Source organism: Salinicola sp. JS01, assembly GCF_030284585.1.
Classification (GTDB): Bacteria; Pseudomonadota; Gammaproteobacteria; order Pseudomonadales; family Halomonadaceae; genus Salinicola.
In genome coordinates this window covers 3,029,264-3,054,967 of the sequence record NZ_CP127244.1, presented here as the reverse complement: position 1 = coordinate 3,054,967, position 25,704 = coordinate 3,029,264, and the positions used below count along the sequence as shown (strand labels likewise).

The window sequence follows — 25,704 nt, the reverse complement described above, 5'->3', positions numbered from 1 at the left end:
AGATACCCGCTGCAGATGACCGGCTGTTTCAGCTGAACGGTCGTGCCAGTCGATAGACAACGGTGCCAGCACGCGCGGGTGTCTGCTCACGCCTGGCGGATCAGCTCGGCGATCAGCCGCCGCCCTGGGTGCAGGTGATCGACCAGCTCCCGTGCCAGCGGCAGCGGTTCGTCATGCAGGCGTGAGGCGATCAGCTCGGCGCACAGCGGCGCGCTGACCAGCCCGCGCGAGCCGTGGGCGGTACTCATCCAGAGACCCGGATGGTGACGCCCGGGGGCGGTAAAGCGCTGCCGGGCATCCTTGGCCAGTGCGGCGTAGCCCTCTCGCCAGGCGGCGCTGTCCGGCAGTGGCCCGGCGTAGGGCGTCTTGTCGGGGCTGGCGGCGCGCACGCTGGCACGGCCATCGAGTGCGGCCAGGGCCGACGCCTCGCCATCGGCGCAGAGTGCGGCGTGCAGCGCCGGGGCGGTACGCGACAGCTCCTCCAGGTTGCGCCGCTGGTCGGCCTCGCGCAGCTGGGTGTCGCCATCGTTGGGGGTGAAGGTGGCGCCGAAGGTGAGCCTGCCGGCATAGGGCGGCAGCACATAGCCTTCGCCGCACAGCACCTGCGCCGGTGCGCCCGGTGCGGCCCACTGAAGGCTCGAGATCTGGCCGCGGACCTGCTGCAGTGGCAGGCCGTCGAGCCAAGCGCCACTGGCGTGGCCGCTGGCGAACACCACCTGATCGACCTGGAGCTGGCCATCGGAGAGCGTGAGCTGCCAGCCGCCGTCGTATGGCGCGAGCGAGTCGAGCGCGGCGCGCCGGAACTCGACCCCCGGCGTCTGCGCCAGCCGTTGGCACAGCGCCACCGGGTCGACCCAGCCCGCCAGCGGATAGGCCAGCGCCGCGTGCGCCAGCGGCGTCCCTGCCAGCGCGCTGGCACGAGTCGCGTCGCAGCCGCTGACCACGGACTCGGGCAGGGCGTGGTTGGCCAGGAAGCGCTGCTGGCGGCGCTGCTCGCGCTCACCGCTGGCGAGCGCGAGCAGGCCGCTGTCGCACCACAGGCTGCGCTCGGGGTCGAGGGTGGCCAGCCAGCGCTGGACGTAGAGCAGGGCGGCCAGGTAGAAGCGGCTCTGGCGGTTGCTCTCCGCGGCCAGCTTGACGTAGAGCGCCGCCTGCGGGTTGCCCGAGGCGCCGCTGGCGATGCCTTCACGGTCGATCAGACTGACCCGGCTGCCGCGGCGCGCCAGCGCCTCGGCCACGCTGGTGCCGGCGATACCGGCACCGATCACCGCCACGTGGGCGGCGCGACGCGGCGGTGGCGGCGTGAACCAGGGCGTGGCGGCGCGCGAATCAGCGCGCGGAGGCGGCGGCGTAGCCGGCTGCCATTCACCGCGCAGCATCTCGCGCTTGCGTCCGAACCCCGGCACCTTGCGCCACTGAAAACCCTCGGCGGCGAGGCCGCGTCGCACCAGACCAGCGCAGGTGAAGGTGGCGAAGGTGGCCCCCGGGCGGCTGGCCGAGGCCAGCGCGGCGAACAGCGCCGGCTGCCACATATCCGGGTTCTTGGCCGGGGCGAAGCCATCCAGGAACCAGGCATCCACCTGGCCGTCGAGCTGTGCCAAGCAGGCGGCGGCATCGCCGAAGTGCAGATCCAGGGTCACCCGTGGCGCCAGGCGCAGGCGGTGCACGCCGGGTACCGGCTGTGGCCACTGGGCGATCAGCGCCCGGGCGCGGGCGGCGAAGTCCGGCCAGCTCTGCCATACCCGCTCGAGTGCCTCGCGCGACAGCGGGTGTTTCTCGGTGGAGACCAGATGCAGCCGCGCCGTGGCCGGCGCGTGCTGTTCGAAGCACTCCCAGGCGCACAGCAGGTTGAGCCCGGTGCCGCAGCCGGTCTCGCCGATCACGAAGGCGCGCGTGGCATCCCAGGCGCGGAAGCGGCGCGGCAGGTCGTTGTTGTCGAGGAACACGAAACGCGTCTCCTCGCGGCCGTTGTCACGCGAGAAGTAGACGTCGTCGTAGCGGGTCGAGAAGGGCGCTTCCTGCTGCGCGTCATCCTGGCGCCAGTCGAGTTCCGCCGGCTCCAGGCGCTCGCCGAAGGCGGCGAGTCGGTTGTCGGTCATGGGGGAAAAGGTCTCGCGTTGCCCGGGGTTGCCACACCAGGGTGATCAAAAAGTGATCGACTCACGCCAGCGGACGTCGTTTCGGGGACAGCGAAAGGCGTCCGCGGGATCTTCACAACGTTATCCACAGTAGCTGTGAAAAAGCTCACACCGGCGTTTGTGGATAACGCCCGAGCGTTCAGGGCAGGACGTGCTTGAACGGCTTGACCTCGACCTTGGCATAGACCCCGGCGGCGACATAAGGGTCGGCGTCGGCCCAGGCCCGGGCGGCTTCCAGCGATTCGAACTCGGCGACGATCAGGCTGCCGCTGAAGCCGGCCTCGCCCGGATCTTCGCCGTCGATGGCGGGGAAGGGGCCGGCCAGGATCAGGCGGCCGTCGTCGCGCAGCGCTTCCAGGCGCGCCAGATGGGCCGGGCGCGCCTCGCGGCGCAGCGCAAGGCTCGAATCGTTGTCGTGACCGATGATGGCGTAGCGCATCAGGAGGGCTCCTCAGGGGTTGAGCGGGACATGTGACGTGCCAGGAAGAGCGCCTGTCCGATCACGAACAGCAGCGTCAGTCCGAGCATGCCGAACAGCTTGAAGTCGACCCAGGTCGCTTCGTCGTAGTGGGTGAAGACAAAGACGTTGAGGATCGCCATGGCGAAGAAGAACAGCACCCAGGCGAGATTGAGCCGTCGCCACACCGTCGCCGGCAGTGATACCGCCTTGCCCATCATACGCTGGGCCAGGGTCTGCCCGCCGAACAGCGGCGAGAACAGGAAGGCGATGCCGAACAGGGCGTTGATCACGGTCGGCTTCCACTGGATGAACGCCGGATCGCGGAAGGCGATGGTGGCGCCGGCGGAGGCGATCACGATGATCGAGGTGATCAGCAGCATCTTCTCGATGCGCCGCTGGCGCCACCACACCACGCCGAGCTGAATCACGGTGGCGGGGATCAGGATGGCGGTGGCGGTGATGATATCGCCGGTCAGATGATAGACGGCAAAGAAGATCGCGATGGGGAGAAAGTCGAACAGCAGTTTCATGCGCAGGGCTCCGAGAGGGCGGGGCGCGGATTGACCGCGACGGCGGCGGCCCTCACCATGTGCGACCTATTCTGACAAAGACGCCCCCCGGCGTCATGCCCATGTCCCTTGCTGCCAGTGATTCCGAGAATACCGCCGCGCCGTCCGAACGCGCGCCGTTGACTGCCGCCACCTCGCTGGACGAGGCTCGCGGCATCGATCTGCACCTGCACTCCAGCGCCTCCGATGGCCGGCTCACGCCCACCGAGCTGGTCGATCTGTGCCATGCCAAGGGGCTTTCGCATATCGCGCTGACCGACCACGACACCCTGGCGGGGGTCGCGGAGGCGCGTGAACGCTGCGCTCACCACGGCATGCGCCTGCTGTGTGCCAGCGAGCTGTCGTGCCAGTGGCGCGGCATGACGATTCACATCGTGGCGCTGCTGCCCCAGGGGCCGAACGCGGCGTTCACGGCCAGTCTCGAAGGGCTGGCCGAGGCGCGGGTCAAGCGCGCCGAGGAGATCGCCCGGCGGCTGGAAAAGCTGGGGCTCGACGACGCCCTGGCGCGGGCGCGGGCGATCGCCGGTAGTGAGCGCCCACTGGGGCGCCCCGATTTCGCCCAGGCGCTGGTCGATGCCGGGCTGGCGGCGGACCGCCAGGCGGCGTTCAAGCGCTATCTGGGGGCCGGCAAGCGCGGCGACGTCAAGACCCACTGGCCGGCGCTGGAGACGGTGGTCGGCTGGATCGTCGATGCCGGCGGCGTCGCCGTGGTCGCGCATCCGCTGCGCTATGGCATGACCCGGCGCAAGCGCGACCTGCTGTTCGAAGCCTTTATCGGCGCTGGCGGGCAGGCTGCGGAGTTGGTGAGTGGTTACCAGAACCGCGATACCACCTTCGACCTTGCGCGTCAGCTCGCTCACCACGAACTCTACGGCTCGCTCGGCAGCGACTTCCACTTCCCCGGCGGTGCGTTGGCTCCGGGCACGCTCAGCCCGGCGCCGCGCTCCCACGTGCGTCCGGTGTGGGCGCATCCGGCCTTGGCCGATTTCGTCGCACCCCTCTAAGAGGGTGTTTACAAAATGCCTGCGCTCGGCAATACGGCGTTAAAATCGGCCTAAAAATGCTCATTTACCCCGTGTAAACTCCGCTTTTTCGACCGATTTTGCCTTGTCTTGCCTTCGCTCGCCGAATTTGTAAACACCCTCTAAGCGCCTGCCACCGAGCCATCTCCAGCCGAGCCGTCCTCGACCCGAGCCTGCGGCGAGCCGAACCCTAGCGGCAGGCGCCGGGCGCGGCATCTGTTACGCTGAGGTTGAATGGTGCCGTTCGCGGCGCCTTGCGTGATACCGGCGTGCCGCCAGCGTGCGGCCGCCGTGGCGGGATCCGACCCCAAGGAGGGCATGACATGACCCAGTTTTTCCAGATTCATGCGCAGAACCCGCAGAAGCGCCTGATCGATCAGGCGATCGGTATCCTGCGCCAGGGTGGCGTGGTCGCCTATCCGACCGACTCCGGCTACGCGCTGGGCTGCTGCCTGGGCGAGAAGAAGGCGATCGAGAAGATCAAGTGGCTGCGCCAGCTCGACGACCGTCACAACTTCACCCTGGTGTGCTCCGATCTTTCCGAGATCGGCACTTACGCCAAGGTCGACAACAGCGTCTTCCGCCTGCTCAAGTCGCACACCCCCGGGCCCTATACCTTCATCCTCAACGCCACCAGCGAAGTGCCGCGTTTGCTGCTGCACCCCAAGCGGCGCTCGATTGGCGTGCGCGTGCCCGACCACCGTATCACCCATGCGCTGCTCGAGACCCTGGGTGAGCCGCTAATGAGCGTGACCCTGATCCCGGTGGACGAAGAGCTGCCGATGACCGATGCCGAGGAGATTCGCGAGCGCTACGGTGCGCATGTCGATCTGATCATCGATGGCGGTGCCTGCCACCTGGAGCCGACCACGGTGGTCGATCTGCGCGAGATTCCGCCGACACTGGTGCGCGAAGGTCGCGGCGACCCCGCGCCGTTCCGCTGAGCCGCGTAACGCAGCTATTCGCTCGTGCAGGCATTTATGCAGTGATTCCCTAATAAAGCGCCCCCGCCGGTAAAGCCCGGCGGGGGCGCTGTGTTGCGCGCACTGTGATCGGCGACCGCCTGAGCCTGGCCGCCCGTATGATCAGTTCGTCTCGAGCGGTGCCGCCCACGCTTCCAGGGTCGCGTCGCTCCAGCTGCCATAGCTGGCATTGGGGAACATGATCCAGTCGTCGCCGAAGTGCGCCGCCTGCTCGGCCACCAGGCGCTTCTGGGTGGCCAGGTCGGCGTGGTGGAAGTCGCCGGAGAAGTCGGCCAGCGAGTCGCCGAGCTGCAGCACCAACTGATAGTCGCGCTCGATGGCGGCGCGACGCTCCGCCTTTGAGGGCCCCAACAGACGCACCTGGGCGTCGTTGACCTGAGGCAGGCGCAGCGCTTTCAGCGTCGCCAGGGTGGCGGCCTTGTTCTCGTCGTAGCGGTCGGAGACATAGAAGATCGTCACGCCATGGGCGTTGGCATAGTCGAGAAAGGCGCGGGCGCCGGGGATCAGACGCGGATGCCCCTCGCGCTCCCATACCTTCCAGGTATCCCAACTGGTGAAGTCGTGACACGCCTGCATGTCGCGTACCAGCAGCGCACTGTTGTCGATCACCGTCTCATCGAGGTCGGTCATGATCGCCAGGTTGGTGGCGTCGGGGTGGGCGGCGATCTTCTGTGCCAGGCGCATCGTGGCCAGCGCATAGTTCTGGCGCTGCAGCGCCTGGATCTCCGCCGACTGCTGCTGATAGCGCAGCGCCATGGCGTACTCCTTGGGTGCGCACTCGCCGGCGCTTGCCGTGGGTGCCGTCTGTGCGGTTGCACTGGCGGCGAATAGCAGGCCGCTGAGCAGCAGGGCGCCGGCGACGCCGCGACGGGTATGAGTGTGGGTTGTCATCTTTTGTTCTCCTGACTGCGATAATGTCTGACATCGACTCTGCCCGCGCAGGGCGGGCGACCCAGCTACCTTAGAGAAGCGCCGATAAGGCTTCAAACCGCGCCATGCGCGGTTTGCCGGGGTGACGTGCTTTCTCGTTCGCGATCGCCGGCCACGATTGCCGGTCACGACTGCCGGTCACGACCGCCGGTTATCGCTGTGCCGGTTGCCGCGGCCGATCAAGGCACCCCGGCCCGCTAAACGAGCCTATACCGAGAGCGCTTCCAGGCGGCGTCCGCCCGCTCGGCGTGCCGCCGGGCGTTCATCGGCGCTGGGGTCATTGGCCGGGGTTCGGGACGCCATTCCGATATCGCCATCGGTACCGGTCTCCCGTTCGGATAGGGTGTCCGTGGCCTCAGCGGCGCCGAGTCGGAACGCCTCGACGCTATCACGCTGACGCTCGGCGCGGGCTTCGATATCCCGGGTGGCGTCGAGGGTCTGCGCTGCCAGCTCGACGTTGCGTTGGGTCGCCGAGTCGATCTCGGCGATGGCCTGGTCGATCTGAGCGATGCCCTCGTGCTGCTGCTGGCAGGCGCTGGTGATGCTGTCGAGCAGCTGGCTCATCTGGCGGCTGGAGTCGACCGCTGTCTCCAGTGCCTGACCGGCCTGAGTGAGCACCTCGGCACCTTGCTGGACCTGCTGGTGGGTGCCTTCGATCTGCTCGCGGATGGTCTGCGCCGCCTCGGCGGAGCGCGAGGCGAGATTCTTCACCTCGGCGGCGACCACCGCAAAGCCGCGGCCGTGGCTGCCGGCACGTGCGGCTTCCACCGAGGCGTTGAGCGCCAGCATGCTGGTTTGGTAGGCGAGCGAATCGATCATCGCGATCACTTCCAGCGATGACTGGGAGCGTGCCTGGGCGGCTTCCATCTCGCTCACCGCGGTGGCCATTTGCTGGCCGCTGTGCTCGAGCTGCTGGCGGCTCTCCTCGGCCAGATGACGACCACGCTCGGTATGCTCGGCGGTATGCCCGATGGAGGCGGTGATCTGCTCCATGCTCGCCGAGGTTTCCTGCAGCGCCTGAGCCTGCTGCTGGCTTTCGTCATTGAGCGCATGGCTGGCCTGCGACAGCCGGCCGGCGTCATCGCGCAGGGCGCTGCTCTCTTGCTGCAGCTGGGCGACCAGTGCCGCCAGCGACGCCTGCATCGTCGCTACGCCCTGCTTGAGCTGGCGCATCTCGAGCATGCCACTGGCGGCCAGTTGCTGCGCCAGGTCGCCAGAGGCGATGCCGGTGAGATGCTTGCGCACCCGACTCAGCGGGGTCAGCAGATGGCGATTGACGCTATGGAAGGCCAGCGCCAGCAGCAGCAGGGTGACGCCGCCGGCGATGGCCAGTCCCAGCGTCATGATCTCGACGTTGCGCTGCATGGTGGTGACACCATGGGTGGCGTTGGTGGCACCGACTTCGGTCAGCGTGTCCAGCGCCTGGTCGAGATCGGTGGTGAGCGCGTTGGTCTTTTTGACGCTTTGCTGGTAGGCCGCCAGGTTCCAGCTCTTGAGCGCGGCGAAACCGGGCTGGATACCGTCGTCTATCAGCTTCTGGAAGTGTGCCTTGAGCGCCACGTCCTCGGCCTCGCTCGTGGCCAGGGTGTCGAGGGTCTGGCGGGCGCGGGCCAGGGTCTCCTCGGCCTTGGCCCAGGTCGCCTTGGCGGCCTTGACCTTGAGCCGGTTGTAGTCGGTCTGGTAGCTGTCGAGCAGCACCCGGGTCTGCATCAGATCGGCATAGAGCGCGCGCGCCGTGCCCAGACGCTCGACGTTGATATGGTAGACGGAGGCGAAAGCTGCCTGCGCCTGTTTCATGGCGAGATAGCTGCCGCCGCCGATCAGCCCGATCAGCAGAGCGAAGATCGCAAGCAGGGTGATCAGCCCGCTGCGGAGGGTAAGGCGAAAGGGTTTCATGACAGGCTCCTGAGGCAAGCGTCGATGCCCGGAAGAGTCTGTGCAATGATTGTCACAAAACGATGACAAACGGTAACATGTGGCGGTTTCAGCCGTCCGCGGATGTCTCCGGCGTCGGTGCGTTGGGATCCTCGCTCTCCTCGTCGAGCCAGGTACCGCACAGGCGGCAGTAGCGTGAATCGCGCTCGTGGCCCTCGTGGCCGCAGCCGGGGCAGGCCTCTTCGGAGTAGCGCTCCTCGCGGATCGAGCGAATCACCTCGGCCGAGAAGACGCCGGTAGGGACCGCGAGGATCGAGTAGCCCAGCACCATCATGAAGGCGGAGATGAACTGACCGACCGGCGTGACCGGGGCGATGTCGCCGTAGCCTACGGTGGTCAGGGTGACGATGGCCCAGTACATCGAGCGTGGCATGCTGGTGAAGCCGGCTTCCGGCGGCTCGATCATGTAGATCAGGGCGCCGAAGATGGTGATGATCAGCAGTACCGTGATCAGAAACAGCAGGATCTTGCGCTGGCTGCGACGCAGCGCCTGCATCAGCATGCGCCCTTCGCCGACGAACTCCATCAGCCGCAGCACCCGGAACACCCGCAGCACACGCAGGATGCGCAGCACCAGCAGCGACTGGGCCCCGGGCAGGAACAGGCTGAGCCAGGTGGGCAGAATGGCGATCAGGTCGAGCACGCCGTAGAAGCTTTTCAGATAGCGCAGCGGCCGCTCCAGACAGTAGAGCCGCAGCACCAGTTCGAAGGTGAAGATCAGGGTGAAGATCCACTCGGCCAGCAGGAACCACTCGCCGTAGTGCTGATGCAGGTGGGGTACGCTATCCACAAAGACCACCACCACGCTGAGCAGGATCAGCGTGATCAGCGCAATGTCGAAGGCCTTGCCCGCACGGGTATCCGATTCGAAGATGATCTGAAACAACTGCTTGCGAAAATTGGATTCCCCAGACTGCATGATGGGCAGGCCTTGTGCATGGATGGAGTGGGGCCCAGGCGCTGGGACCTTGTGCGCCGGCTAGCGTTAAACTTCGGCGAACCGTGGCCGATAATCCCGGATATCACGGCTTGCGCCGACTGGCGATGTCACTGTGCCGGGCATGGATTGCTGCGGCTGCCAGTCGAACTCGAAATCAGTGTAACCGTGTCCTCTATTTCAGGCAGCCTCGTTCATGATTGGATTGATTCAACGGGTACTGATCGACCATATCGAAGCCACGCAGGGCGAAGCGGCGATGCGCCAGCTCGCTGCTGCTGCCGGTGTCGAGGAGCCCGGGCGCCGCATCGACACCGATTATGACGATGCCGAGTGTCTGCGCCTGTTCGAGGCCGCCGGCCAGGTGTTGGGACTCGATCGGGAGGCGCTGATGGCGCTGTATGCCGATATCTTCGTCAAGTGGACGCTGGTGCACTACCCCATGTTCTTCCAGATGGCTGACTCGGCCCAGGCGTTCCTGGCCCGCCAACCTGCCATTCACGCCTCCATGGGGGCCGGCATCCGCGATGCCCAGCTGCGTGCGCGGGTCAACGACAAGTTCCGTATCGTCGAGCAGCGTGCCGGCCGTCTGGTGGTGGAGTACCGCTCGGACAACGGCCTCTGCGGCCTCTATCGGGCGCTTTTCCAGCGCCTGCTCGATCACTATGAAGAGCGTGGCCTGTGTGAGGAGGCGTGCTGTATGCACCGTGGCGATACCTGCTGCCGCTTCGTGATGCACTTCGAAGAGCGCCCGGCATGAGCGCGTCGTCTGAGCAGGAACCGCAGTGGCGCGATGTACTGGTCGCCCAGATCGACGCCATCGGCAATCAGCTGTGCCAAGCGGTCGACGGCACCTTCGATTTCTACGTCCATACCGACAGTGACGAGATCGCGATTCAGAAGCTAGCCCAGCTCAACAACTTCACCCTCGATGCGGTGCGCCGCACCATTGGCGAGCTGGAACAGACCCGGCGCGAGCTCGAGATGCGGGTCGAGGAGCGTACTCAGCGCCTCAATCTGATCCTGAGTGCGACCAACGACGGCGTGTGGGAGTGGGAGATCGATTCGGGGTACGTCACCTTGTCACCGCGCTGGGCCAGAATGCTGGGTCAGGACGCCGTCGAGATTCGTCAGCCCTTGGAGAGCTGGCTGGCACTGATTCATCCTTCCGATCGCTCGGCGGTGGAGCGCGCCTTCTACCGCCATCTCGACGGGCTCAGCGACGCGGTCGATATCGAGTATCGCTTGCGCAACTCGCGTGGTGCCTGGCGCATGATGCTGTGCCGTGGGCTGTGTCAGCGTGACGATCAGGGCCGCGCGCTGCGCATGGCCGGGACGCTGAGCGACACCACCGAGCAGCGCCTGACCGATCCGCTCACTGGCCTGCCCAACGGCGCCTATCTCGAGCTGCTGATGCAGGAGAGACTGCACGCTCTGCCGCGCCCGCCGCTGTCGCTGGTCAAGTTCCAGCTGCTCAATGTGGCCCAACTGTTCGACGGCGTGAGTGTCGAACACGCCATCGCCGCACTGCGCGATCTGGTACAGCGGCTGCGCCGGCGCTTGCCTGCCAGGGTCGCGTTGACCGCGCTACCCGAGCACACCTTTGCCATGGTGTTGGAGCTCGACGCCGTGGCCGAACTCGACCGCGTGCTCGAACCGGTCGAGGCGCTGCTCGCCGAGCCGGTGGAGATAGAGAGCAGACTGGTGTGGCTGTCGCACGTCAGCGGAGTGGCGATCGTCGACCTGCACGAGGCCGCCAGTGCCGACGAATGGCGCCGCCAGGCGCGCCTGGCGCTGGCCAGCGCGCGTCAATCGGATGTCGGCACGCGCTGCTACTACAGCGAGTCGCTGCGCCAGTGGGAGCAGCACCAGGGGCGGGCCGAGCAGATGATCCGCGGCGCGCTGGCCAATCGCGGGGTGCGTTGTTTCCTGCAGCCGATCGTCGACATCGTCGCCGGCACGGCGCGCGGCTTCGAGGCGCTGATGCGTCTGGAGGACCCGGTAGAGGGGCTGGTCAATCCGGGCGCCTTCGTCGAGGTGGCGGAGCGCACCGGGCTGATCGCCCCGCTGTGGGAGATGCTGATGGATCAGGCGCTGCCGGTGCTCAAGGACCCGGGCATGCGCGAACGCTTCGGCGAGACCTTCCTGATCAGCATCAACCTTTCGCCGCGCCAACTGATGGACCCGGGGCTGCTCGAGCTGATGCTGGCCGCCTGCGCGCGTCACGGTGTGGCGCAGTCGCGGCTGCAGGTCGAGGTGACCGAGAGTGCGGTGCTCAGCGACCCGGTGCGCGCCTCACGCATGCTCGAACGTATGCGCGAGGCCGGTATCCAGGTGGCGATGGATGACTTTGGCAGCGGTTACTCGTCGCTGGCGCAGCTCACCTCGCTGCCGCTGGACACGGTCAAGATCGACCGCAGCCTGGTGTTCGACGTGAACACGCTGCCGCGCAAGCAGCATGTGCTGGCGGCGGTGGTGGCGCTGTGTCAGCGTCTTGAGCACGGCGTGGTAGTGGAAGGGGTCGAGGATTGGGAGACGGTGACGCTGCTGCGCCAGTGGGGCGTGCGCGATATCCAGGGCTTCTTCTACGCCCGGCCGATGCCGATGGCGCAGTTGATCAAGCAGTTCGAGCTGCCACTGCCGCTGGTGCCTTCCGACGACCCGCCGGCGGTGGCAACGCGCTGAGACGCGGCGCTGGCACGCTTCTCTTTTATTTCACACGCCATCTTTGCCTTCACAGGCCGCCTTTGCCTTCACACGCCAGGTGAACTTTCACCGACTGCGTAACGTCAGCCACGCCGTGCTCTCCCACGGCATCTCGCCGCCGCTCAGGGGCGTCGACAGGGCTGCCAGTGCCGGGTGTGAGCTCTGGGTGGCGAGGGCGGCCAGGCGCGTCTGGGCGCAGCGCAGCCAGGCCGGGTCGCCGCTGTCCTGCCACACGTCCAGCGCCTCGATCAGCGTATCCAGGCTCGCCTCGGGCGCGTGTGCCGGCGGCCGCGGCCAGCCGTGGCGTAGGGCGCCGGCGCGGCTCGCCTTGCTGTGATTGGCGGGGCGTGCAGCGAGCGGCGTGCCACCGGCACCGACCGGCTGGCACAGCGTGTCCGCCAGCCGCCACAGCGCCTCGGGCGGCCCCGCCTTCAGCTCCAGCTCCAGCTCGCGGATCGGCAGAGTCGCGCCATCGGCGTGGATCTCGCCCTGATCGAGGGCGATCTCGATCTCCGCCTCGCCCTCACGGAAGCGCCAGGTGCGGCGCTCGAAGTCGGTGGTGAAGGCCGGGCGCAGCTGCGTCAGATCGACCCCGGCCAGGGCAGGATGCTCGAGCTCGCGCAGCCCGGTCTCGTCGAGCCCCACGGCGTTGCAGACGCGCTCGCCGAGCGGCCACTCCCACTCGCCGCGGCTCGACAGGCCGCCGTGGCTGGCGGCGGCGCTCTTGAGCGTCTGCACGCGCTTATCGCCGATCCGGCGTACGCGCAGCGCGACCCGGGCGGCTTCCAGGGCGCCGTCCGGGGTATCGTAGTAGCAGTTGCCGAGCGTATTCGTGGCCGAGGCCAGCGTCGAGAGCAGCGGATGCGCCGCCAGCGCTGCCGGCGCGGACTCGGCGAGCGCCAGTTTGAGTTCGATTTCGTCGCTCATGTGCGCTCCCGCATGGGTCTGAAGGTACAAAGCGTAAGCCTGCGTGTCGCGTTCATGAATTTTTCATGACGCCCCGAGACGCAATCATTATACTGGCGCCGCCACTTCCAACGCATCCAGGCCACGTTATGGTGAGTACCAATCCGTTCTCGGCGCTGTTTGGACGTTCGCCGTTCCAGCCGCTGTTGGCCCACATCGTCAAGACCAGCGAATGCGCCGGTCAGCTTCTGCCGTTCTTCGACGCGGCGCTCAGCGGCGATTGGGAAGCGGCGCGGGGCTACCGCGAGGCGATCACCCAGCTCGAGCACGAGGCGGACGAGCTCAAGACCCAACTGCGGCTCAACCTGCCCAACACCATGTTCCTGCCGGTATCGCGTTCGGATCTGCTCGAACTGATCAGCGTGCAGGACAAGATCGCCAACAAGGCGCGCGATATCACCGGCATCATGCTCGGCCGCAACATGAATATCCCCGACCTGCTGGCCGAGCCGATGCGCGACTACCTGCGCACGGCGGTGGCCACGGTGGACCAGGCGCGCAAGGCGCTGGAGGAGCTCGAGGACCTGCTCGAGTCCGGGTTCGGCCGCAACGTCTCCGACGTGATGCAAAATCTCATCCGCGAACTGCACGAGCTCGAGCACCAGGCCGACGACCAGCAGATCGCGATCCGTCGCCAGCTGTTCCAGCTCGAAGCCGAGCTGCCCCCGGTCGACGTCATCTTCCTCTACAAGATCATCGAATGGATCGGCGAGCTGTCCGACCGCGCCGAGCGCGTGGGTAGCCGCCTGCAGATTCTGACGGCCCGCTGATCGCGGGTCTTCTTTTTACGCCTTCGTCACGCCACTCATAGCGAACTGAGCCTATGTCCATCATTGCGCAATACGGTGATGTCTTCATCATTCTCGCCTGTGTCTTCGGCTTCTTCATGGCCTGGGGGTCGGCGCCAACGACGTCGCCAATGCCATGGGGACCTCGGTCGGTTCCAAGGCGATCACGATTCGGCAGGCCATCGTCATTGCGGTGATCTTCGAGTTCCTGGGCGCCTGGCTTGCCGGTGGCCAGGTCACCGAGACCATCCGCAAGGGCATCATCGACGCCAGCCTGCTGCAGCAGGACCCGCAGATGCTGGTCTACGGCATGCTCGCCTCGCTGCTGGCGGCGGGGTCTTGGTTGATGATCGCCTCACTCAAGGGCTGGCCGGTCTCCACCACCCACTCGATCGTCGGCGCCATCGTTGGCTTCGCCATCGCCGGGCTGGGCGTGGATTCGGTGCACTGGAACGCAGTCGGCACCATCGCCCTGAGCTGGGTCACCTCACCGCTGATCGCCGGGGTGTTCGCCTATGTGCTGTTCCGCTCGGTGCAGGTGCTGATCTTCGACAACCCCGACCCGTTCGCTGCGGCCAAGCGCTACGTGCCTGGCTATATCTTCCTGGTCGGTTTCATCGTCTCGATGGTGACCCTGGTCAAGGGGCTCTCGCATGTCGGGCTCGAACTGAGCTTCGGCGAGAGCCTGCTGCTGGCCACCGCCTTCGGCGTGGTGATCATGATGTTCGGGCTGCTGCTCGAGAACCGCATCAACCGCGGCGAGCGGCGCTCGCGCGGGCAGTACGACTTCTCCAGCGTCGAGCGCATCTTCGGCGTGCTGATGATGTTCACCGCCTGCGCCATGGCCTTCGCCCACGGCTCCAACGACGTCGCCAACGCGGTCGGCCCGCTGGCCGCGGTGATCAGCGTGGTCGAGAGCGCCGGCAGCGTCGGCGGGTCGTCGGCGATGCCGTGGTGGGTTCTGGTGCTGGGCGGCGGCGGTATCGTGGTCGGCCTGGTCACTTACGGCCACAAGGTGATCGCCACGGTGGGGACCGGGATCACCGAACTCACCCCGAGCCGGGGCTTTGCCGCCACGCTCTCCGCCGCTTCCACCGTGGTACTGGCCTCGGGCACCGGGCTGCCGATCTCGACCACGCACACGCTGGTCGGCGCGGTGCTCGGGGTCGGTCTGGCCCGCGGTATGGCAGCGCTCAACCTGCGTGTGCTTGGCTCGATCGTGCTCTCGTGGCTGATCACGCTGCCCGCCGGGGCGCTGCTGTCGATCATGTTCTTTTTCATGTTCAAGGGAATGTTCGGTTAAATTTAGGACGTCATCCAAACCTGCCTCAGCGCCGACGCGCGGGCACGACGCTCTGGTATAGTGATGGCTCGATCCCCCGAGCCAACCCACTTGCCGGAGCGTCTCTCCATTGGATTCGCGTTTCCCCTTCGTCGACTGGTTCCGTAACTCGTCCCCTTATATCAATGCCCACCGCGGCAAGACGTTCGTCATCCTGATCGAAGGCGCGGCGATGGCGTCGTCGCGCTGGGACCAACTGCTGCAGGATCTGGCGCTGCTGCACACCCTGGGGGTGCGCCTGGTGCTGGTCTACGGCATCCGCCCGCAGGTGAGCGCGGCGCTGGAGGCCGAGGGTATCGAGGTGGAGCGGGTCGAGGGGCGCTGGGTGGCGCACCGCGGCATCATGGACCATGTCGAGCGGATCGCCGCGCGCCAGCGCCTGGACATCGAAGCGCATCTCTCGCTGGGGCTGCCCAACACGCCGCTGCACGGGGTCGAGCTCACCGCGGTCTCTGGTAATCTGGTCACCGCCAAGCCGCTGGGCGTGCGCGGTGGCATCGACTTCGACCACAGCGGCGAGGTGCGGCGGGTGCGCAGCCAGGCGATCGAGAGCCTGCTTGCCGGGGGGAATCTAGTGATCCTGCCGCCGCTGGGCTACTCGCGTACCGGTGAGGTGTTCGATCTCGACGCCGCCGATATCGCCCAGCACGTGGCCGTGGCGCTGAAGGCCGACAAGCTGATTCTGCTCGGCGAGTCGGCCGGGCTGCATGACGACGACGGCCGGCTGCAGCGCCAGCTCGGCCCGGCCCAGGGCGAGAGCCTGCGCCAGCAGGCCGACCCCGGCAGCGAGCTGTGGCGGCATCTCGGCGCCGCCTGCGAGGCGGCGCGCCACGGCGTGGCGCGTACCCACCTGCTCTCCTGGCATGATCACGACGCTCTGCTGGGTGAGCTCTTCACCCGTGACGGTGTGGGCACGATGATCACCCAGAACCGCTACGAGCAGCTGCGCCAGGCGGTGCTCGACGACGTTGGCGGGCTGCTGGCGCTGCTCAAGCCGCTGGAGGCGCGCGGCATGCTGGTGGCGCGGACCCGCGAGCGGCTCGAGCACGAGATCGACGACTACGTGGTGATCGAACGCGACGGCATGATCATCGGCTGCGCCGCGCTGCATCGCTTTCCCGACGCGGCGATGGGGGAGCTTGCGTGTCTTGCCGTACACACCGACTACCGCCGCGGCAGCCGCGGCGACACCCTGCTCAGCGAGGTCGAGCGCCGCGCCCGGCGCCACGGCTTCACCCAGCTCTTCGCCCTGACGACCCACACCACGCACTGGTTTTTCGAGCGTGGCTTCGAACTCTCCACCACCGAGTCGCTGCCGAGCCTCAAGCGCGAGGCCTACAATCAGGCGCGACGCTCCAAGGTGCTGCTGAAGTCGCTATAGACACTGCCCGAGTGGCTACAGGCGTCGTGAGTCGCTACAGGCGTCGTTGCAGTCGCTAAAGGCGTGTTGAGGTCGCCACAGACGTGTTGAGATCGCTACAGGCGTCGTTGTAGTCGCTGGAAAGAGACACCTTTCAGCCCCGGTTCCGGCCGGGGCTGTCTCTTTTTTGAGACTTCATATCCTATTGATAAAGCTGAGTTTTAGGTAAATATTCAGAAAAGCGTCGGCTATCGGCGACGTTTTTCCTTGCCCATCTGCATGATTTTCGCCGCCGGCCGTCCCCGGGCCGTACCCTGGTCATGTGTGCCAATAATAAGTATTTGATTTTCAATAAAAAATAAAAAACTGGCACGCCCCTGGCAATATCATTTCCCGAGAGCGACGAGACGAGTCTTCCGAGCTTGTCTCATCGAGTCTCGCCGCGGCCCATCATCACCCTGTGCCGGGCCCGGTGAGCTCGAGAGCGTCCGCTCCACGCGATGTGTGACTTAGGTTGCGATGAGACGGGTGCGGCCTGCGGGCAAGGAAATGCACCTTTAGGGCAAGGATGCCCCGGCAAGGATGCCTTCCCCCTCCTGCGAGGGGACCCATGATGACCGGCCGCTACGGCGACCGGTTCAGGACTGGGACAGGCGGTTCGCCGCCACGCGCCACGACAGCCCCTGATTGGCCAATGTCGTGATTGCGGTTCCAGGGGCCTCGCGGCCCGCGGTACGCCTTCGAACAGCTGATTCAGGCAGTTTTTCAAGGGCGTTCCAGTAACCCTTCAGTTCCCTGCGTACCTTGGGCCGGCTCTGCCGGCCCTCTTTTTTTGCGGCTGTTGGGTTCTATGCAGCTACTAGATTTTTCACGGCTGCCAGCAGCTTGCGGCCGGTAAGGCCGCGGTGGGGCGCCTGCGTCGCCGCATGGGCATTCAATAAAAATGTTATCCTTGCGGAACGATCCATGACTCGAATGGGCCTCCTGCACAGAGCCACGCTTATGACTTCCGAGCTCTCCCGGCGCTGGCGCCCGCGCTCACTGATGCAACTGGTACTGCTGGCGTTTCTCTTCGTCATGCTGCCGATCGCCATCCTCATGTTCCAGGCCGGCCAGGCGCTGTCCCAACTCTCCTCGCTGGCCGACCAGAGCGCGCGTCAGGCGGTGGAAGAAACCCGCCGTGCGCGCATGCTCAGCTCGCTGGCGCTGCAGATGGAGCGCAGCGCGCGCCAGTACGCGGTGATCGAAGAAGAAGGGCTGCGCGATATCTACAACGAGAAGTCGCGCCAGTTCGGTGAACTACTGTCCCAGCACCGGGCGCTGATGGGTGACAACCCCGATTTCCAGTCGCTGGCGGCGCGCTATGCCCAGCTCGCGGTGCTGCCGCAGATGCCCAGCGACGATATGAATGCCTTCCTCGATCGCTTCTCCGGCTTCGCCAGCGAGTCCGATGCCGTGCGCGAGGCGACCAACACCCTGATCGACGAGCGCATCGCCAATATCCGCGAGCAGGCCAATGCGGTGAAAGCGCGGCTGTGGATGCAGTCGGCGGCGCTGGTCTCCGCCAGCCTGATGCTGATGCTGTTCTTCACCTGGCTGATCACACGCCCCATCCGCCAGCTCGAACAGCGTATCTTCGGGCTCGGCAGCGGTGAGCCGGAGACCACGCCGGTGCGTATTCAGGGCCCGGCGGAGCTGGTCCAGCTGGGTGAGCGCCTGACCTGGCTGGCCCAGCGGCTCTCCGAGCTGGAGGCCCAGAAACAACAGTTCCTGCGCCACATGTCGCACGAGCTCAAGACCCCGCTGGCGAGTATCCGCGAGGGCACCGCGCTGCTCTCCGACGGGGTCGCCGGTGAGCTCAACGAGCGTCAGGACGAGATCGTCGGGCTGATCGACGACAACGGCCAGGAGCTGCAGCGCCTGATCGAGCAACTGCTCGACTACAATCTGCTGCAGAACAGCCGCTGCGTGACGGTGACCCACTTCGATCTCGCCACGGTGATCCAGGAGGTGCTGGCCAAGCACCGCCTGGCGCTGGACAGCAAGGGAATGCAGGTGACCAGCCCGCACCACCCGCTGGTCTGGCAGGCCGACCGCGAGCGCACCGCGCGCATTCTCGACAACCTGATCTCCAACGCCATCGCCTACGGCGAGGATGGCGGCCGCCTGACCATCCGCCTGGCCCAGCAGCGCGACTGGCTGACACTCGACGTGGCCAACAGCGGCGAACCGATCGCCGAGGCCGACCGCGAGCATCTGTTCAAGGCGTTCTACCAGGGCAGCGCGCGGCGCAAGGGGCCACTCAAGGGCTCGGGGATTGGGCTCTCGATCGCCGCCGACTGCGCGCGCCTGCAGCAGGGCGATCTGGCTCTGGTGGCGGATACCGAACTACCGGTCTGCTTCCGGCTGACCCTGCCCTGGGTCGAGCCGGCAGCCGACGATAACGAGGTCAGCGGCTCCACGGGCACGCTGACCCATGACGCAAGGACGACGACATGAACATGCGAATGAAGGGCGTGCTGGCACTTGCCGCGCTGGCCCTGCTCAGCGGCTGCCAGTCGCTGGCCGAAACCGACGCGCCGCCCCCGGGCTGCGGCGAGCTGCCCACCTTTGCCGACAACGTCTGCCTGCTCGATTCGTGGGTCGCCTTCGGGCTCGATGCCCAGCGCGGCGATACCGAGTGGCGCGAGATGATGCTCGAGCGGCTGGACGGCTCGCGCGCAGATCAAAAGGCCGCACGCGCGGTGGTGCTGGCGTGGGACGCCCCCCAGGACTGGCGCCGGGCCTCCGAGCTTTACAAGGCGAGTATCAGCAGTGCACCGACGCGCCTGCAGCCGCTCTTGCAGCAGTGGCTCAACGAGCTGGAGAAGCGCCGCCAGCTCTATGCCCAGCGCGCCGGCAGCAGCGGGGGCGGCAGCGTCAATCAGGCGCTCCAGCGCGAGAACGAAGCGCTGAAACAGCAGCTCAAGGAGATGTCGGACAAGCTCGACGCGCTCACCGATATCGAAAGAACGATCAACTCACGCGACTGAGCCATCGGCTCGCGCGGCGGCTCAGACCCCGCGCGGTCCCGTCACACCGAACGTGACCGGTCTGTCTCGATGACAGGCCGCGCGATGGCAGGAGGAGTCCATTCATGTCTTTGCAAACCGACGTCACCAAGCGCCGCCCGACGCGCACGCCCGCGATGCAGCCGGGGCGGTCTACCAGCACCGCGCACATCCTGCTGGTCGACGACGACCCCAGCCTGCTCAAGCTGCTGGGCATGCGCCTGGAGAGCCGTGGCTTTCGGGTCACCACCGCCGAGAGTGGCCGCGCCGCGCTCAGCCACCTGGCCGACGACACCCCGGATCTGGTGCTCTCCGATCTGCGCATGGACGAGATGGATGGGCTGGCGCTGTTCCATGAACTGCAGCGCCGGGTGCCCGGCATGCCGGTGATCATTCTCACCGCCCATGGCTCGATCCCCGATGCGGTGAGCGCCACCCAGCAGGGGGTGTTCAGCTTCCTGACCAAGCCGGTCGACCGTAACGAGCTGTTCGCCGCCATCGACGAAGCGCTGGCGCAGACGCCGACCACCCGCGGCGAGGGCGGCGAGATGTGGCGCTCCCAGATCATCACCCGCAGCCCGCAGATGGAGCGCATCCTGGAGCAGGCCTACATGGTCGCCGCCTCCGATGTCAGCGTGCTGGTGACCGGCCCCAGCGGGACCGGCAAGGAGCTGCTGGCCAACGCCATGCACCAGGCCAGCCCGCGTGCCGACAAGCCGTTCGTGGCGATCAACTGCGGCGCGCTGCCGGAGCAGCTGCTCGAGAGCGAGCTGTTCGGCCACGCCCGCGGCGCCTTCACCGGCGCGGTCAGCCAGCACGAAGGGCTGTTCCTGGCCGCCGACGGCGGCACCCTGTTCCTCGACGAGATCGGCGACATGCCGCTGACCCTGCAGGTCAAGCTGCTGCGTGCGCTGCAGGAGCGCCAGATCCGCCCGCTGGGCAGCACCAAGTCGGTGCCGATCGACGTGCGCATCATCTCGGCGACCCACCGCGATCTCGACCGCGCCATGCACGAAGGCGACTTCCGCGAGGATCTCTACTACCGCCTCAACGTGGTCAATCTCAAGCTGCCGCCGCTCAAGGAGCGCGCCGAGGACATCCCGCTGCTGGCCAAGCATATGGTGGCCCAGGTCGCCGCCCGGCATAAATCGTTCGTCAAGGGCTTCTCGCCGGAGGCGCTCAACCTGCTCGCCTCCAGCGCCTGGCCCGGCAACGTGCGCCAACTGGTCAACGTGGTCGAGCAGTGCGTGGCGCTGACCAGCACGCCGATGATCCCCGAAGCGCTGGTCTCCCAGGCGCTGGCGGCGGAGGAGAACGCGCTGCCCTCGTTCAGCGAAGCGCGCGCCGGGTTCGAGCGCAGCTATCTGATCAAGGTGCTCAAGATCACCGAGGGCAATGTCACCCAGGCGGCGCGTATCGCCGGGCGCAACCGCACCGACTTCTACAAGCTGCTGGCCCGCCACGAACTCGACCCCGGCGCCTTCAAGCCCAGCGCGATGCCCGATACTACGAGTTGAGTGACGATGGATGTGTCGTTGCCTTTCACGCAGAGACCTGCCGGTGAATGTCGGCACGCTTTTGAAATCGCTTGTTTTAGTGCAGCTCTAGCTGTCAATCGAGTGGCTGTCTGTGATCTCTCAGTAGGCCCCCGATGAACAGTCTACAGAGAGATTACAGCTAGTTCATGCCCAAGCCGGTTTTATATCGACGATGAAGACGACACACTGCTTTTCACGACCACCTATCACGACAACGAGCACATTAAATTCGATCAGATGACCCTGGCGAGTCACTATGCCAACTTTTACACAGAAGTTTTTACCACCGCGTTCAAGGGTCGCTCGGCGGTCATAGGCAATCGGTGCTACGATGATCTAAACCACGACTGATCGTGATTGTTTCGAAGGTCTGAATACAAGCGACTTCTGGATTCAGAAAATTACGCTCAAAGGTGCGGTTGACTCGTTTGCTCTCGTCCTCTTCGACGACGAGGCGCTGGCCAGCAATCACATCTTGACTATCACTCGACTCAATTCATCGCTATAACGACCAATGGCTAATGCTTTCAACTCCCGTGCGATTGTCAGGCCACTATGAGTTGATGTTGGTTGGCGCGAAATTGGTAGGGAAGTCGTGTGAGGTTAGTATAATATGGCGAGTCATTTGCTGCCTAATTGCGTAATTTGATTTTCAGCGTAACTTTTTCGTTGGATAGGGCGTTCGGTAGCGAAGTCAATATGGGAGGCGATGCATTGGTTAGCTCAATCACACCCTTTAGCCGGTGCCGGCGCGCTCTGTCTCACCTTGAGGTGAGTCATTGCCTGACGACACAAGAGATCAACAGATTAACTAATGATGAGCTGCACGAGCTACTAGTGCTATCAGGGAGAACACTGTTCGAGCTTCGAGAGCTTCGTCTAGCTGGCGATAGCAAAGGGGATGCTCCAGAATTGCTGGTGATGATCGATACGTTATTTTTTATCGACCGGCAACGTGCTTTCCCCCTGACCCCCGAATTGTGCTTGGAGCGGTTGTCATCGCTTTTGTCTTGTGCATCGGGAAAGTCTGGTAAGAGACTTCGCGCCAGCCTAGTGTCAAATGTGATTCGTTTTCTTCAGCGCTGTACTGATCCAGCCGTCCATATTTTGCAAGATGTGCTTTTGCAACTTCTGAATAATGATGTCACCAGATCGGCAACTCCTTCTTGGAAAGAGGTTTATATTAGGTTGGCTATTACAGGCTGCCTTTTGCCAGAGAATATTGGTAAAGTGCAGTCTTTTGGTAAAGATTTTTCTTCATCTTCGCCGATATTTAGTGATGAATTTGGTTTGGTTTGCTCTTGGCCTGTTGGGACGAAGTTGGATTGGGCAGGCTTGTTCCTAGATGATGATGTCGATGACACTCAAATCATACCCGCACGAGATCCTCTTTGGGATGTGATCGAGCAGTGCCCGGGTTACGGGGGCTTTGCGAAGAAAGCCCTGCAAGTCGCAGCGCAACGGCTAACAGAAATTCATAATGGGGCTCTTCCCTATCGTGCTGATGGAGCTTTCGACGGAGCCGAGATAGCTGCTCTTGATCGGGCGAGTCGTTACGCTTTAAGACGAGACGAAGAGTGGGGGCACGCTGTGATGATGCGCCTGCTGCCAGATGCAAGTGTTGCGCCTACTTCGGCTAAGACCGCTCCTTCTCAGGCGCTGGCATTCGGTCTGGCCAAAGCTATAGCGACTTTCCCCACTCCTGAGGCCATCACGGCATTGCGTGAGGCGAACCGTGTCGTCAGGCATGCAGCTCTTGCCAAGCGTTTGCGCCGCGAGTTGGGTGCCGCAGAACGGGAGTTGCCTTTTTGGCCAGAGCGCGCGCTACGCATCGCAGCTCATAAGAAACTGAATCGAACACAGAGAGCCACTTTGATCAATGCACTCGAAGGCTCTTTCTATACGAGCAATCGCTTTACGTTTGATCACTGGCGCTATCTGAGTCAGCGTTATCCAGGGGTCTTGTCGTTGTTCGAGTCGCTGGTCTGGCGCGTAACGATAAATCAGAAGAAAACTGTCTCTTTTATTCCCCGCTTTCACGAAGATGAAGTCTTTGGGATCGAGTGCCTTGATTCAAGTGGGAAGTGTGTGGAGCCTTTTCCAGACACAGCAATGGTCGACCTTTGGCATCCCTCTGAAGCTGATGAGGAAGAGCGTCAGGCATGGCAACACTACGTTGTCAAACGGCGTCTGAAACAGCCGTTTCGACAGATCTGGCGAGAGTGCTTTACCGCGCCGGATAGCAGCACTCCCTCGCCTTACCCCTACCAAATGTTATCGGTAAAGCCTTTTGCTGGGCTGGCGCGTAAGCAAGGATGGGTCAATGATCGTGATGGTTGTTATTACCGTTTATTTGGGCCATTGCGTCTTGTTCTAGAACTTAGCGATAGAGTCGTGCCGGGCTCCACGGGGGTTGTCGAGATTAAAATGCTTAAGCTCTTTGAAAGCACCCACAGTGGATTTAGACCCATTTCATTTGTGGAAATTCCAACGCGATTGGCCTCTGAAATGCTCCGTTGCGTTGATCTCTTGGTCAGTGTCGCGACTATTGCGGAGAAAGCTTCTGTATCATTATCTCCGGCGGAGCGCACGCGTCGCGAATCTGCGGCTATGTTTCTTGCGCATGGGCGCACTGCGTCTGCAATGACTCAGCTTAGGCGTGATGCATTAGAAAAACTGTTTGAGGGGTATGATGCCCGGATAGTTTTTGATGGGCACTATGTCCGTTTGGAAGATTTTGCTATTCATCTCGGTTCCAGTGTTGTTTTTCATAAGGGGGAGCGAGTCGATTTTAATATCCCTGATCAGCCCAGAAGTGCTCAGGTGCCGTGGTTGCCTTATGACGAAGCCCTTCTTGAAAGAATTGTCATGATTCTGATGGTTATCAGGGAACAGGTGAAGTGAGGTGCTGCTTCAGCATCAGCTATTGCGCGACGTATTATGTTCTATCGTTGTCTACACTTTTCTCCGACCCAGCCGACGCTGCCTGCTGCCCTGAGCCAGCTTGCACCAGATCCGCGAGGCGCTGACGCAGCCAGCGCTGTAGCGGATGAGTGGTGGTGCGCTCGTGCCACAGCAGGGCCATGTCGAAGCCGGGCACGATCAGCGGTGGCGCCAGCCGCTGCAGTTGTTCGGCTCGCCCGGCGGCGACCCGCGAGGGCACCAGGGCGAGCAGCTCGCTGCGCGCGACGATCTCCGGCACGACCAGAAACCCCGGCGCCGAGAGCGCCACACGGCGGTGTCGGCCGATCGCCGCCAGGGCGTCGTCCACCGGCCCGCGGAAGCCACCACCCTGGGGCGAGACGATGACGTGCGCCAGCGCGCAGAAGGTCTCGAGATCGAGCGCCCCGCCCACCCCGGGGTGACCGGCGCGGGCGATCGCCACGTAGTGCTCGTGGTAGAGCCTGCGCATGCGCAGGGTCTCCGGGGCGATCTCTGGCATCGTCAGCGCCAGGTCGACCTCGCCGCGGGCCATCTGCGCCGCCAGCGCGGCATGGTCCAGCGTGCGCCAGGCGATCGTCAGCCCCGGGGCCTCTTGGCTCAGCGCCAGGGCCAGTGGCAGCAGCACCGCGTACTGCACGTAGTCGCTGGCGGCGAGGGTCACCGTGGCGCGGGCGGTGGCCGGATCGAAGGGGCTGGTGCTGGCCACCACCTGGCGCACGCTCTCTAGCGCGGCGTGCAGCGGCGCTTGTAGCTCCAGCGCGCGCTGGGTCGGGATCATGCCGCGCGGGGCGGGCAGTAGCAGTGGGTCACCCAGCAGCTCGCGCAGCCGGGTCAGGCGAGTGGAGATCGCCGGCTGGCTCAGGTGCAGGCGCTGGGCGGCGCGGCTGACGTTACGCTCCGCTAGCAAGGTGTCGAGAGTCACCAGCAGATTGAGGTCCAACCGCTCGATATCCATTGAATTTATACCTGGTCATAAAATATCCGATTTCAAAGATACCAGAGCCGGCGTCAAGATCGTGATCGACCCCGCACACCCGCGGAACGACCACCGACAAGGGAAATGCTGAATAAATCGACGAGCGAGATGAAGCGCAAGGCGCATGGAACACAGAACACGAGACATAACATGGGGTTAGGTGAGTGTTCGAGTACCACGCAACGCAGCGATTCGCTCGCGCAGGCATTTATGCAGCGTTTCCCAAGGAGCCGGCATGTCCCATATCCTGATCATCCACGCCCACCCCGAACCGCAGTCGCTGACCAGCGCGCTGAAAGACCTGGCAGTGGCTACCCTCGAAGCCCAGGGGCACGAGGTGCAGGTCTCCGACCTCTACGCCATGCGCTGGAAGACACTCGCCGACCGCGAGGATTTCACCGAGACGTTCGATGCCGAGCGGCTGCGCTATATCGCCGAGTCCCGCCACGCTTACGCCAACGATACGCAGACGACGGATATCGCCGCCGAGCAGCAAAAGCTCCTATGGGCCGATGCGGTGCTGTTCAGCTTTCCGCTGTGGTGGTTCGGCATGCCGGCGATCCTCAAGGGCTGGGTCGACCGGGTCTTCGCCTTCGGCTTCGCCTATGGCGTGGGGGAGCATGGCGGCGAGCGCTGGGGTGACCGCTACGGCGAGGGCATGCTGGCCGGGCGCCGCGCCATGCTGATGGTGCCGATCGGCGGGCGCGCGCCGCACTACAGCGAGCGCGGCGTCAACGGCAGCCTGGAGGAGATTCTGTGGCCGATTCACCACGGCACGCTGTTCTATCCCGGGCTGACGGTCATGCCGCCGTTTCCGGTCTATTCAAGCGACCGTCTGGACGAGGCCGGCTGGCAGCAGGTCGCAGCGGATCTCGAGCGGCGCCTGGCGGGGCTGTTCAGCGATGCGCCGATCGCCTACCGACGCCAGAACGGCGGCCATTACGACGGCGAGCAGCGCCTCAAGCCGGGGCTAGGGAAGGGGGAGGGAGGTACGCGGATTCATCTGCTGCAGCCGGGTGACCCGGGGCAGCGCCCGGTATAGCCGACTCGAGAGCGTGACT

The 25,704-nt window shown here is 64.7% G+C and carries 20 protein-coding genes; 12 read left to right on the top strand and 8 right to left on the bottom strand.

Annotation, left to right across the window (positions count from 1 at the left end):
* Window positions 1-86 precede the first annotated feature (86 nt).
* From mnmC to QO259_RS13950, 3 genes are all read right to left on the bottom strand, one after another.
* Window positions 87-2,099, bottom strand: coding sequence for a bifunctional tRNA (5-methylaminomethyl-2-thiouridine)(34)-methyltransferase MnmC2/FAD-dependent 5-carboxymethylaminomethyl-2-thiouridine(34) oxidoreductase MnmC1 (gene mnmC / locus QO259_RS13960; RefSeq protein WP_285950417.1), 2,013 nt, complete (start codon window positions 2,097-2,099; stop codon window positions 87-89).
* A 178-nt stretch (window positions 2,100-2,277) separates the two neighbouring features.
* Complete coding sequence (locus QO259_RS13955) at window positions 2,278-2,577, bottom strand: YciI family protein (protein ID WP_285950416.1); 300 nt, start codon at window positions 2,575-2,577, stop codon at window positions 2,278-2,280.
* Window positions 2,577-3,128 (bottom strand): septation protein A, encoded by a 552-nt coding sequence (locus QO259_RS13950; protein WP_035476989.1) that lies wholly within the window; start codon window positions 3,126-3,128, stop codon window positions 2,577-2,579. The genes QO259_RS13955 and QO259_RS13950 overlap by 1 nt, the downstream gene beginning before the upstream one ends.
* A 101-nt stretch (window positions 3,129-3,229) precedes the next feature.
* Between QO259_RS13950 and QO259_RS13945 the strand changes: the two genes are divergently transcribed.
* Both QO259_RS13945 and QO259_RS13940 read left to right on the top strand, forming a co-directional pair.
* Entirely contained in the window at window positions 3,230-4,171 is a 942-nt protein-coding gene (locus QO259_RS13945; protein ID WP_285950415.1) for a PHP domain-containing protein, read from the top strand.
* Between the two features lie 341 nt (window positions 4,172-4,512).
* Window positions 4,513-5,133, top strand: coding sequence for an L-threonylcarbamoyladenylate synthase (locus QO259_RS13940; RefSeq protein WP_207032988.1), 621 nt, complete (start codon window positions 4,513-4,515; stop codon window positions 5,131-5,133).
* A 141-nt stretch (window positions 5,134-5,274) separates the two neighbouring features.
* Here QO259_RS13940 and QO259_RS13935 read toward each other — a convergent pair whose 3' ends face one another.
* From QO259_RS13935 to QO259_RS13925, 3 genes are all read right to left on the bottom strand, one after another.
* Window positions 5,275-6,063: an HAD family acid phosphatase gene (locus QO259_RS13935; RefSeq protein WP_285950414.1), complete on the bottom strand. Its 789-nt coding sequence runs from the start codon at window positions 6,061-6,063 to the stop codon at window positions 5,275-5,277.
* A gap of 246 nt (window positions 6,064-6,309) precedes the next feature.
* Window positions 6,310-7,998, bottom strand: coding sequence for a methyl-accepting chemotaxis protein (locus QO259_RS13930; protein WP_285950413.1), 1,689 nt, complete (start codon window positions 7,996-7,998; stop codon window positions 6,310-6,312).
* A gap of 88 nt (window positions 7,999-8,086) precedes the next feature.
* Window positions 8,087-8,956 carry an ion transporter gene (locus QO259_RS13925; RefSeq protein WP_207032977.1) on the bottom strand — a complete coding sequence of 290 codons (870 nt, stop codon included), beginning with the start codon at window positions 8,954-8,956 and terminating at the stop codon, window positions 8,087-8,089.
* Between the two features lie 214 nt (window positions 8,957-9,170).
* On the opposite strand from QO259_RS13925, the gene QO259_RS13920 reads away from it, so the two are divergent.
* Both QO259_RS13920 and QO259_RS13915 read left to right on the top strand, forming a co-directional pair.
* The gene (locus QO259_RS13920) at window positions 9,171-9,734 is read left to right on the top strand and encodes a heme NO-binding domain-containing protein (protein WP_285950412.1); all 564 of its coding nucleotides are present in this window, start codon (window positions 9,171-9,173) and stop codon (window positions 9,732-9,734) included.
* Entirely contained in the window at window positions 9,731-11,659 is a 1,929-nt protein-coding gene (locus tag QO259_RS13915; protein ID WP_285950411.1) for a GGDEF domain-containing phosphodiesterase, read from the top strand. Before QO259_RS13920 ends, QO259_RS13915 begins: the two co-directional genes overlap by 4 nt.
* Window positions 11,660-11,746: 87 nt before the next feature.
* On the opposite strand, the gene QO259_RS13910 is transcribed toward QO259_RS13915, so the two are convergent.
* Window positions 11,747-12,607, bottom strand: coding sequence for a CYTH domain-containing protein (locus QO259_RS13910; protein WP_285950410.1), 861 nt, complete (start codon window positions 12,605-12,607; stop codon window positions 11,747-11,749).
* A gap of 128 nt (window positions 12,608-12,735) precedes the next feature.
* Between QO259_RS13910 and QO259_RS13905 the strand changes: the two genes are divergently transcribed.
* The 7 genes from QO259_RS13905 to QO259_RS13875 all read left to right on the top strand — a co-directional run bounded on the left by QO259_RS13905 (window position 12,736) and on the right by QO259_RS13875 (window position 23,628).
* On the top strand, window positions 12,736-13,416 hold the full coding sequence (locus tag QO259_RS13905) for a TIGR00153 family protein (protein WP_207032973.1): 681 nt from the start codon (window positions 12,736-12,738) through the stop codon (window positions 13,414-13,416).
* Between the two features lie 154 nt (window positions 13,417-13,570).
* Window positions 13,571-14,737, top strand: a complete 1,167-nt coding sequence (locus QO259_RS13900; RefSeq protein ID WP_502949112.1) for an inorganic phosphate transporter — start codon at window positions 13,571-13,573, stop codon at window positions 14,735-14,737.
* Window positions 14,738-14,846: 109 nt separating this feature from the next.
* Window positions 14,847-16,157, top strand: a complete 1,311-nt coding sequence (gene argA / locus QO259_RS13895) for an amino-acid N-acetyltransferase (RefSeq protein WP_035471346.1) — start codon at window positions 14,847-14,849, stop codon at window positions 16,155-16,157.
* Between the two features lie 981 nt (window positions 16,158-17,138).
* Complete coding sequence (locus QO259_RS13890; protein WP_285950409.1) at window positions 17,139-18,635, top strand: sensor histidine kinase; 1,497 nt, start codon at window positions 17,139-17,141, stop codon at window positions 18,633-18,635.
* A complete protein-coding gene (locus QO259_RS13885; protein WP_285950408.1) occupies window positions 18,632-19,168 on the top strand; it encodes a hypothetical protein in 537 nt (178 codons plus the stop codon). Before QO259_RS13890 ends, QO259_RS13885 begins: the two co-directional genes overlap by 4 nt.
* A 155-nt stretch (window positions 19,169-19,323) precedes the next feature.
* Entirely contained in the window at window positions 19,324-20,703 is a 1,380-nt protein-coding gene (gene glrR / locus QO259_RS13880; protein ID WP_285952780.1) for a two-component system response regulator GlrR, read from the top strand.
* Between the two features lie 858 nt (window positions 20,704-21,561).
* Window positions 21,562-23,628, top strand: coding sequence for a DUF4132 domain-containing protein (locus QO259_RS13875; protein WP_285950407.1), 2,067 nt, complete (start codon window positions 21,562-21,564; stop codon window positions 23,626-23,628).
* A 34-nt stretch (window positions 23,629-23,662) separates the two neighbouring features.
* Here QO259_RS13875 and QO259_RS13870 read toward each other — a convergent pair whose 3' ends face one another.
* Entirely contained in the window at window positions 23,663-24,622 is a 960-nt protein-coding gene (locus QO259_RS13870; protein ID WP_285950406.1) for a LysR family transcriptional regulator, read from the bottom strand.
* A gap of 256 nt (window positions 24,623-24,878) precedes the next feature.
* Between QO259_RS13870 and QO259_RS13865 the strand changes: the two genes are divergently transcribed.
* Window positions 24,879-25,685, top strand: a complete 807-nt coding sequence (locus QO259_RS13865) for an NAD(P)H-dependent oxidoreductase (RefSeq protein WP_285950405.1) — start codon at window positions 24,879-24,881, stop codon at window positions 25,683-25,685.
* Window positions 25,686-25,704 lie beyond the last annotated feature (19 nt).

Bases quoted from the DNA above. Each gene is read 5' to 3' on its own strand.
- QO259_RS13925 (WP_207032977.1), bottom strand. From the start codon at position 8,956: ATGCAGTCTGGGGAATCCAATTTTCGCAAGCAGTTGTTTCAGATCATC.
- QO259_RS13910 (WP_285950410.1), bottom strand. From the start codon at position 12,607: ATGAGCGACGAAATCGAACTCAAACTGGCGCTCGCCGAGTCCGCGCCG.
- QO259_RS13890 (WP_285950409.1), top strand. From the start codon at position 17,139: ATGACTTCCGAGCTCTCCCGGCGCTGGCGCCCGCGCTCACTGATGCAA.
- QO259_RS13940 (WP_207032988.1), top strand. From the start codon at position 4,513: ATGACCCAGTTTTTCCAGATTCATGCGCAGAACCCGCAGAAGCGCCTG.
- glrR (WP_285952780.1), top strand. From the start codon at position 19,324: ATGCAGCCGGGGCGGTCTACCAGCACCGCGCACATCCTGCTGGTCGAC.
- QO259_RS13935 (WP_285950414.1), bottom strand. From the start codon at position 6,063: ATGACAACCCACACTCATACCCGTCGCGGCGTCGCCGGCGCCCTGCTG.
- mnmC (WP_285950417.1), bottom strand. From the start codon at position 2,099: ATGACCGACAACCGACTCGCCGCCTTCGGCGAGCGCCTGGAGCCGGCG.
- QO259_RS13945 (WP_285950415.1), top strand. From the start codon at position 3,230: ATGTCCCTTGCTGCCAGTGATTCCGAGAATACCGCCGCGCCGTCCGAA.
- QO259_RS13920 (WP_285950412.1), top strand. From the start codon at position 9,171: ATGATTGGATTGATTCAACGGGTACTGATCGACCATATCGAAGCCACG.
- QO259_RS13865 (WP_285950405.1), top strand. From the start codon at position 24,879: ATGTCCCATATCCTGATCATCCACGCCCACCCCGAACCGCAGTCGCTG.
- QO259_RS13870 (WP_285950406.1), bottom strand. From the start codon at position 24,622: ATGGATATCGAGCGGTTGGACCTCAATCTGCTGGTGACTCTCGACACC.
- QO259_RS13900 (WP_502949112.1), top strand. From the start codon at position 13,571: ATGGGGACCTCGGTCGGTTCCAAGGCGATCACGATTCGGCAGGCCATC.
- QO259_RS13930 (WP_285950413.1), bottom strand. From the start codon at position 7,998: ATGAAACCCTTTCGCCTTACCCTCCGCAGCGGGCTGATCACCCTGCTT.
- QO259_RS13915 (WP_285950411.1), top strand. From the start codon at position 9,731: ATGAGCGCGTCGTCTGAGCAGGAACCGCAGTGGCGCGATGTACTGGTC.
- QO259_RS13905 (WP_207032973.1), top strand. From the start codon at position 12,736: ATGGTGAGTACCAATCCGTTCTCGGCGCTGTTTGGACGTTCGCCGTTC.
- QO259_RS13955 (WP_285950416.1), bottom strand. From the start codon at position 2,577: ATGCGCTACGCCATCATCGGTCACGACAACGATTCGAGCCTTGCGCTG.
- QO259_RS13885 (WP_285950408.1), top strand. From the start codon at position 18,632: ATGAACATGCGAATGAAGGGCGTGCTGGCACTTGCCGCGCTGGCCCTG.
- QO259_RS13950 (WP_035476989.1), bottom strand. From the start codon at position 3,128: ATGAAACTGCTGTTCGACTTTCTCCCCATCGCGATCTTCTTTGCCGTC.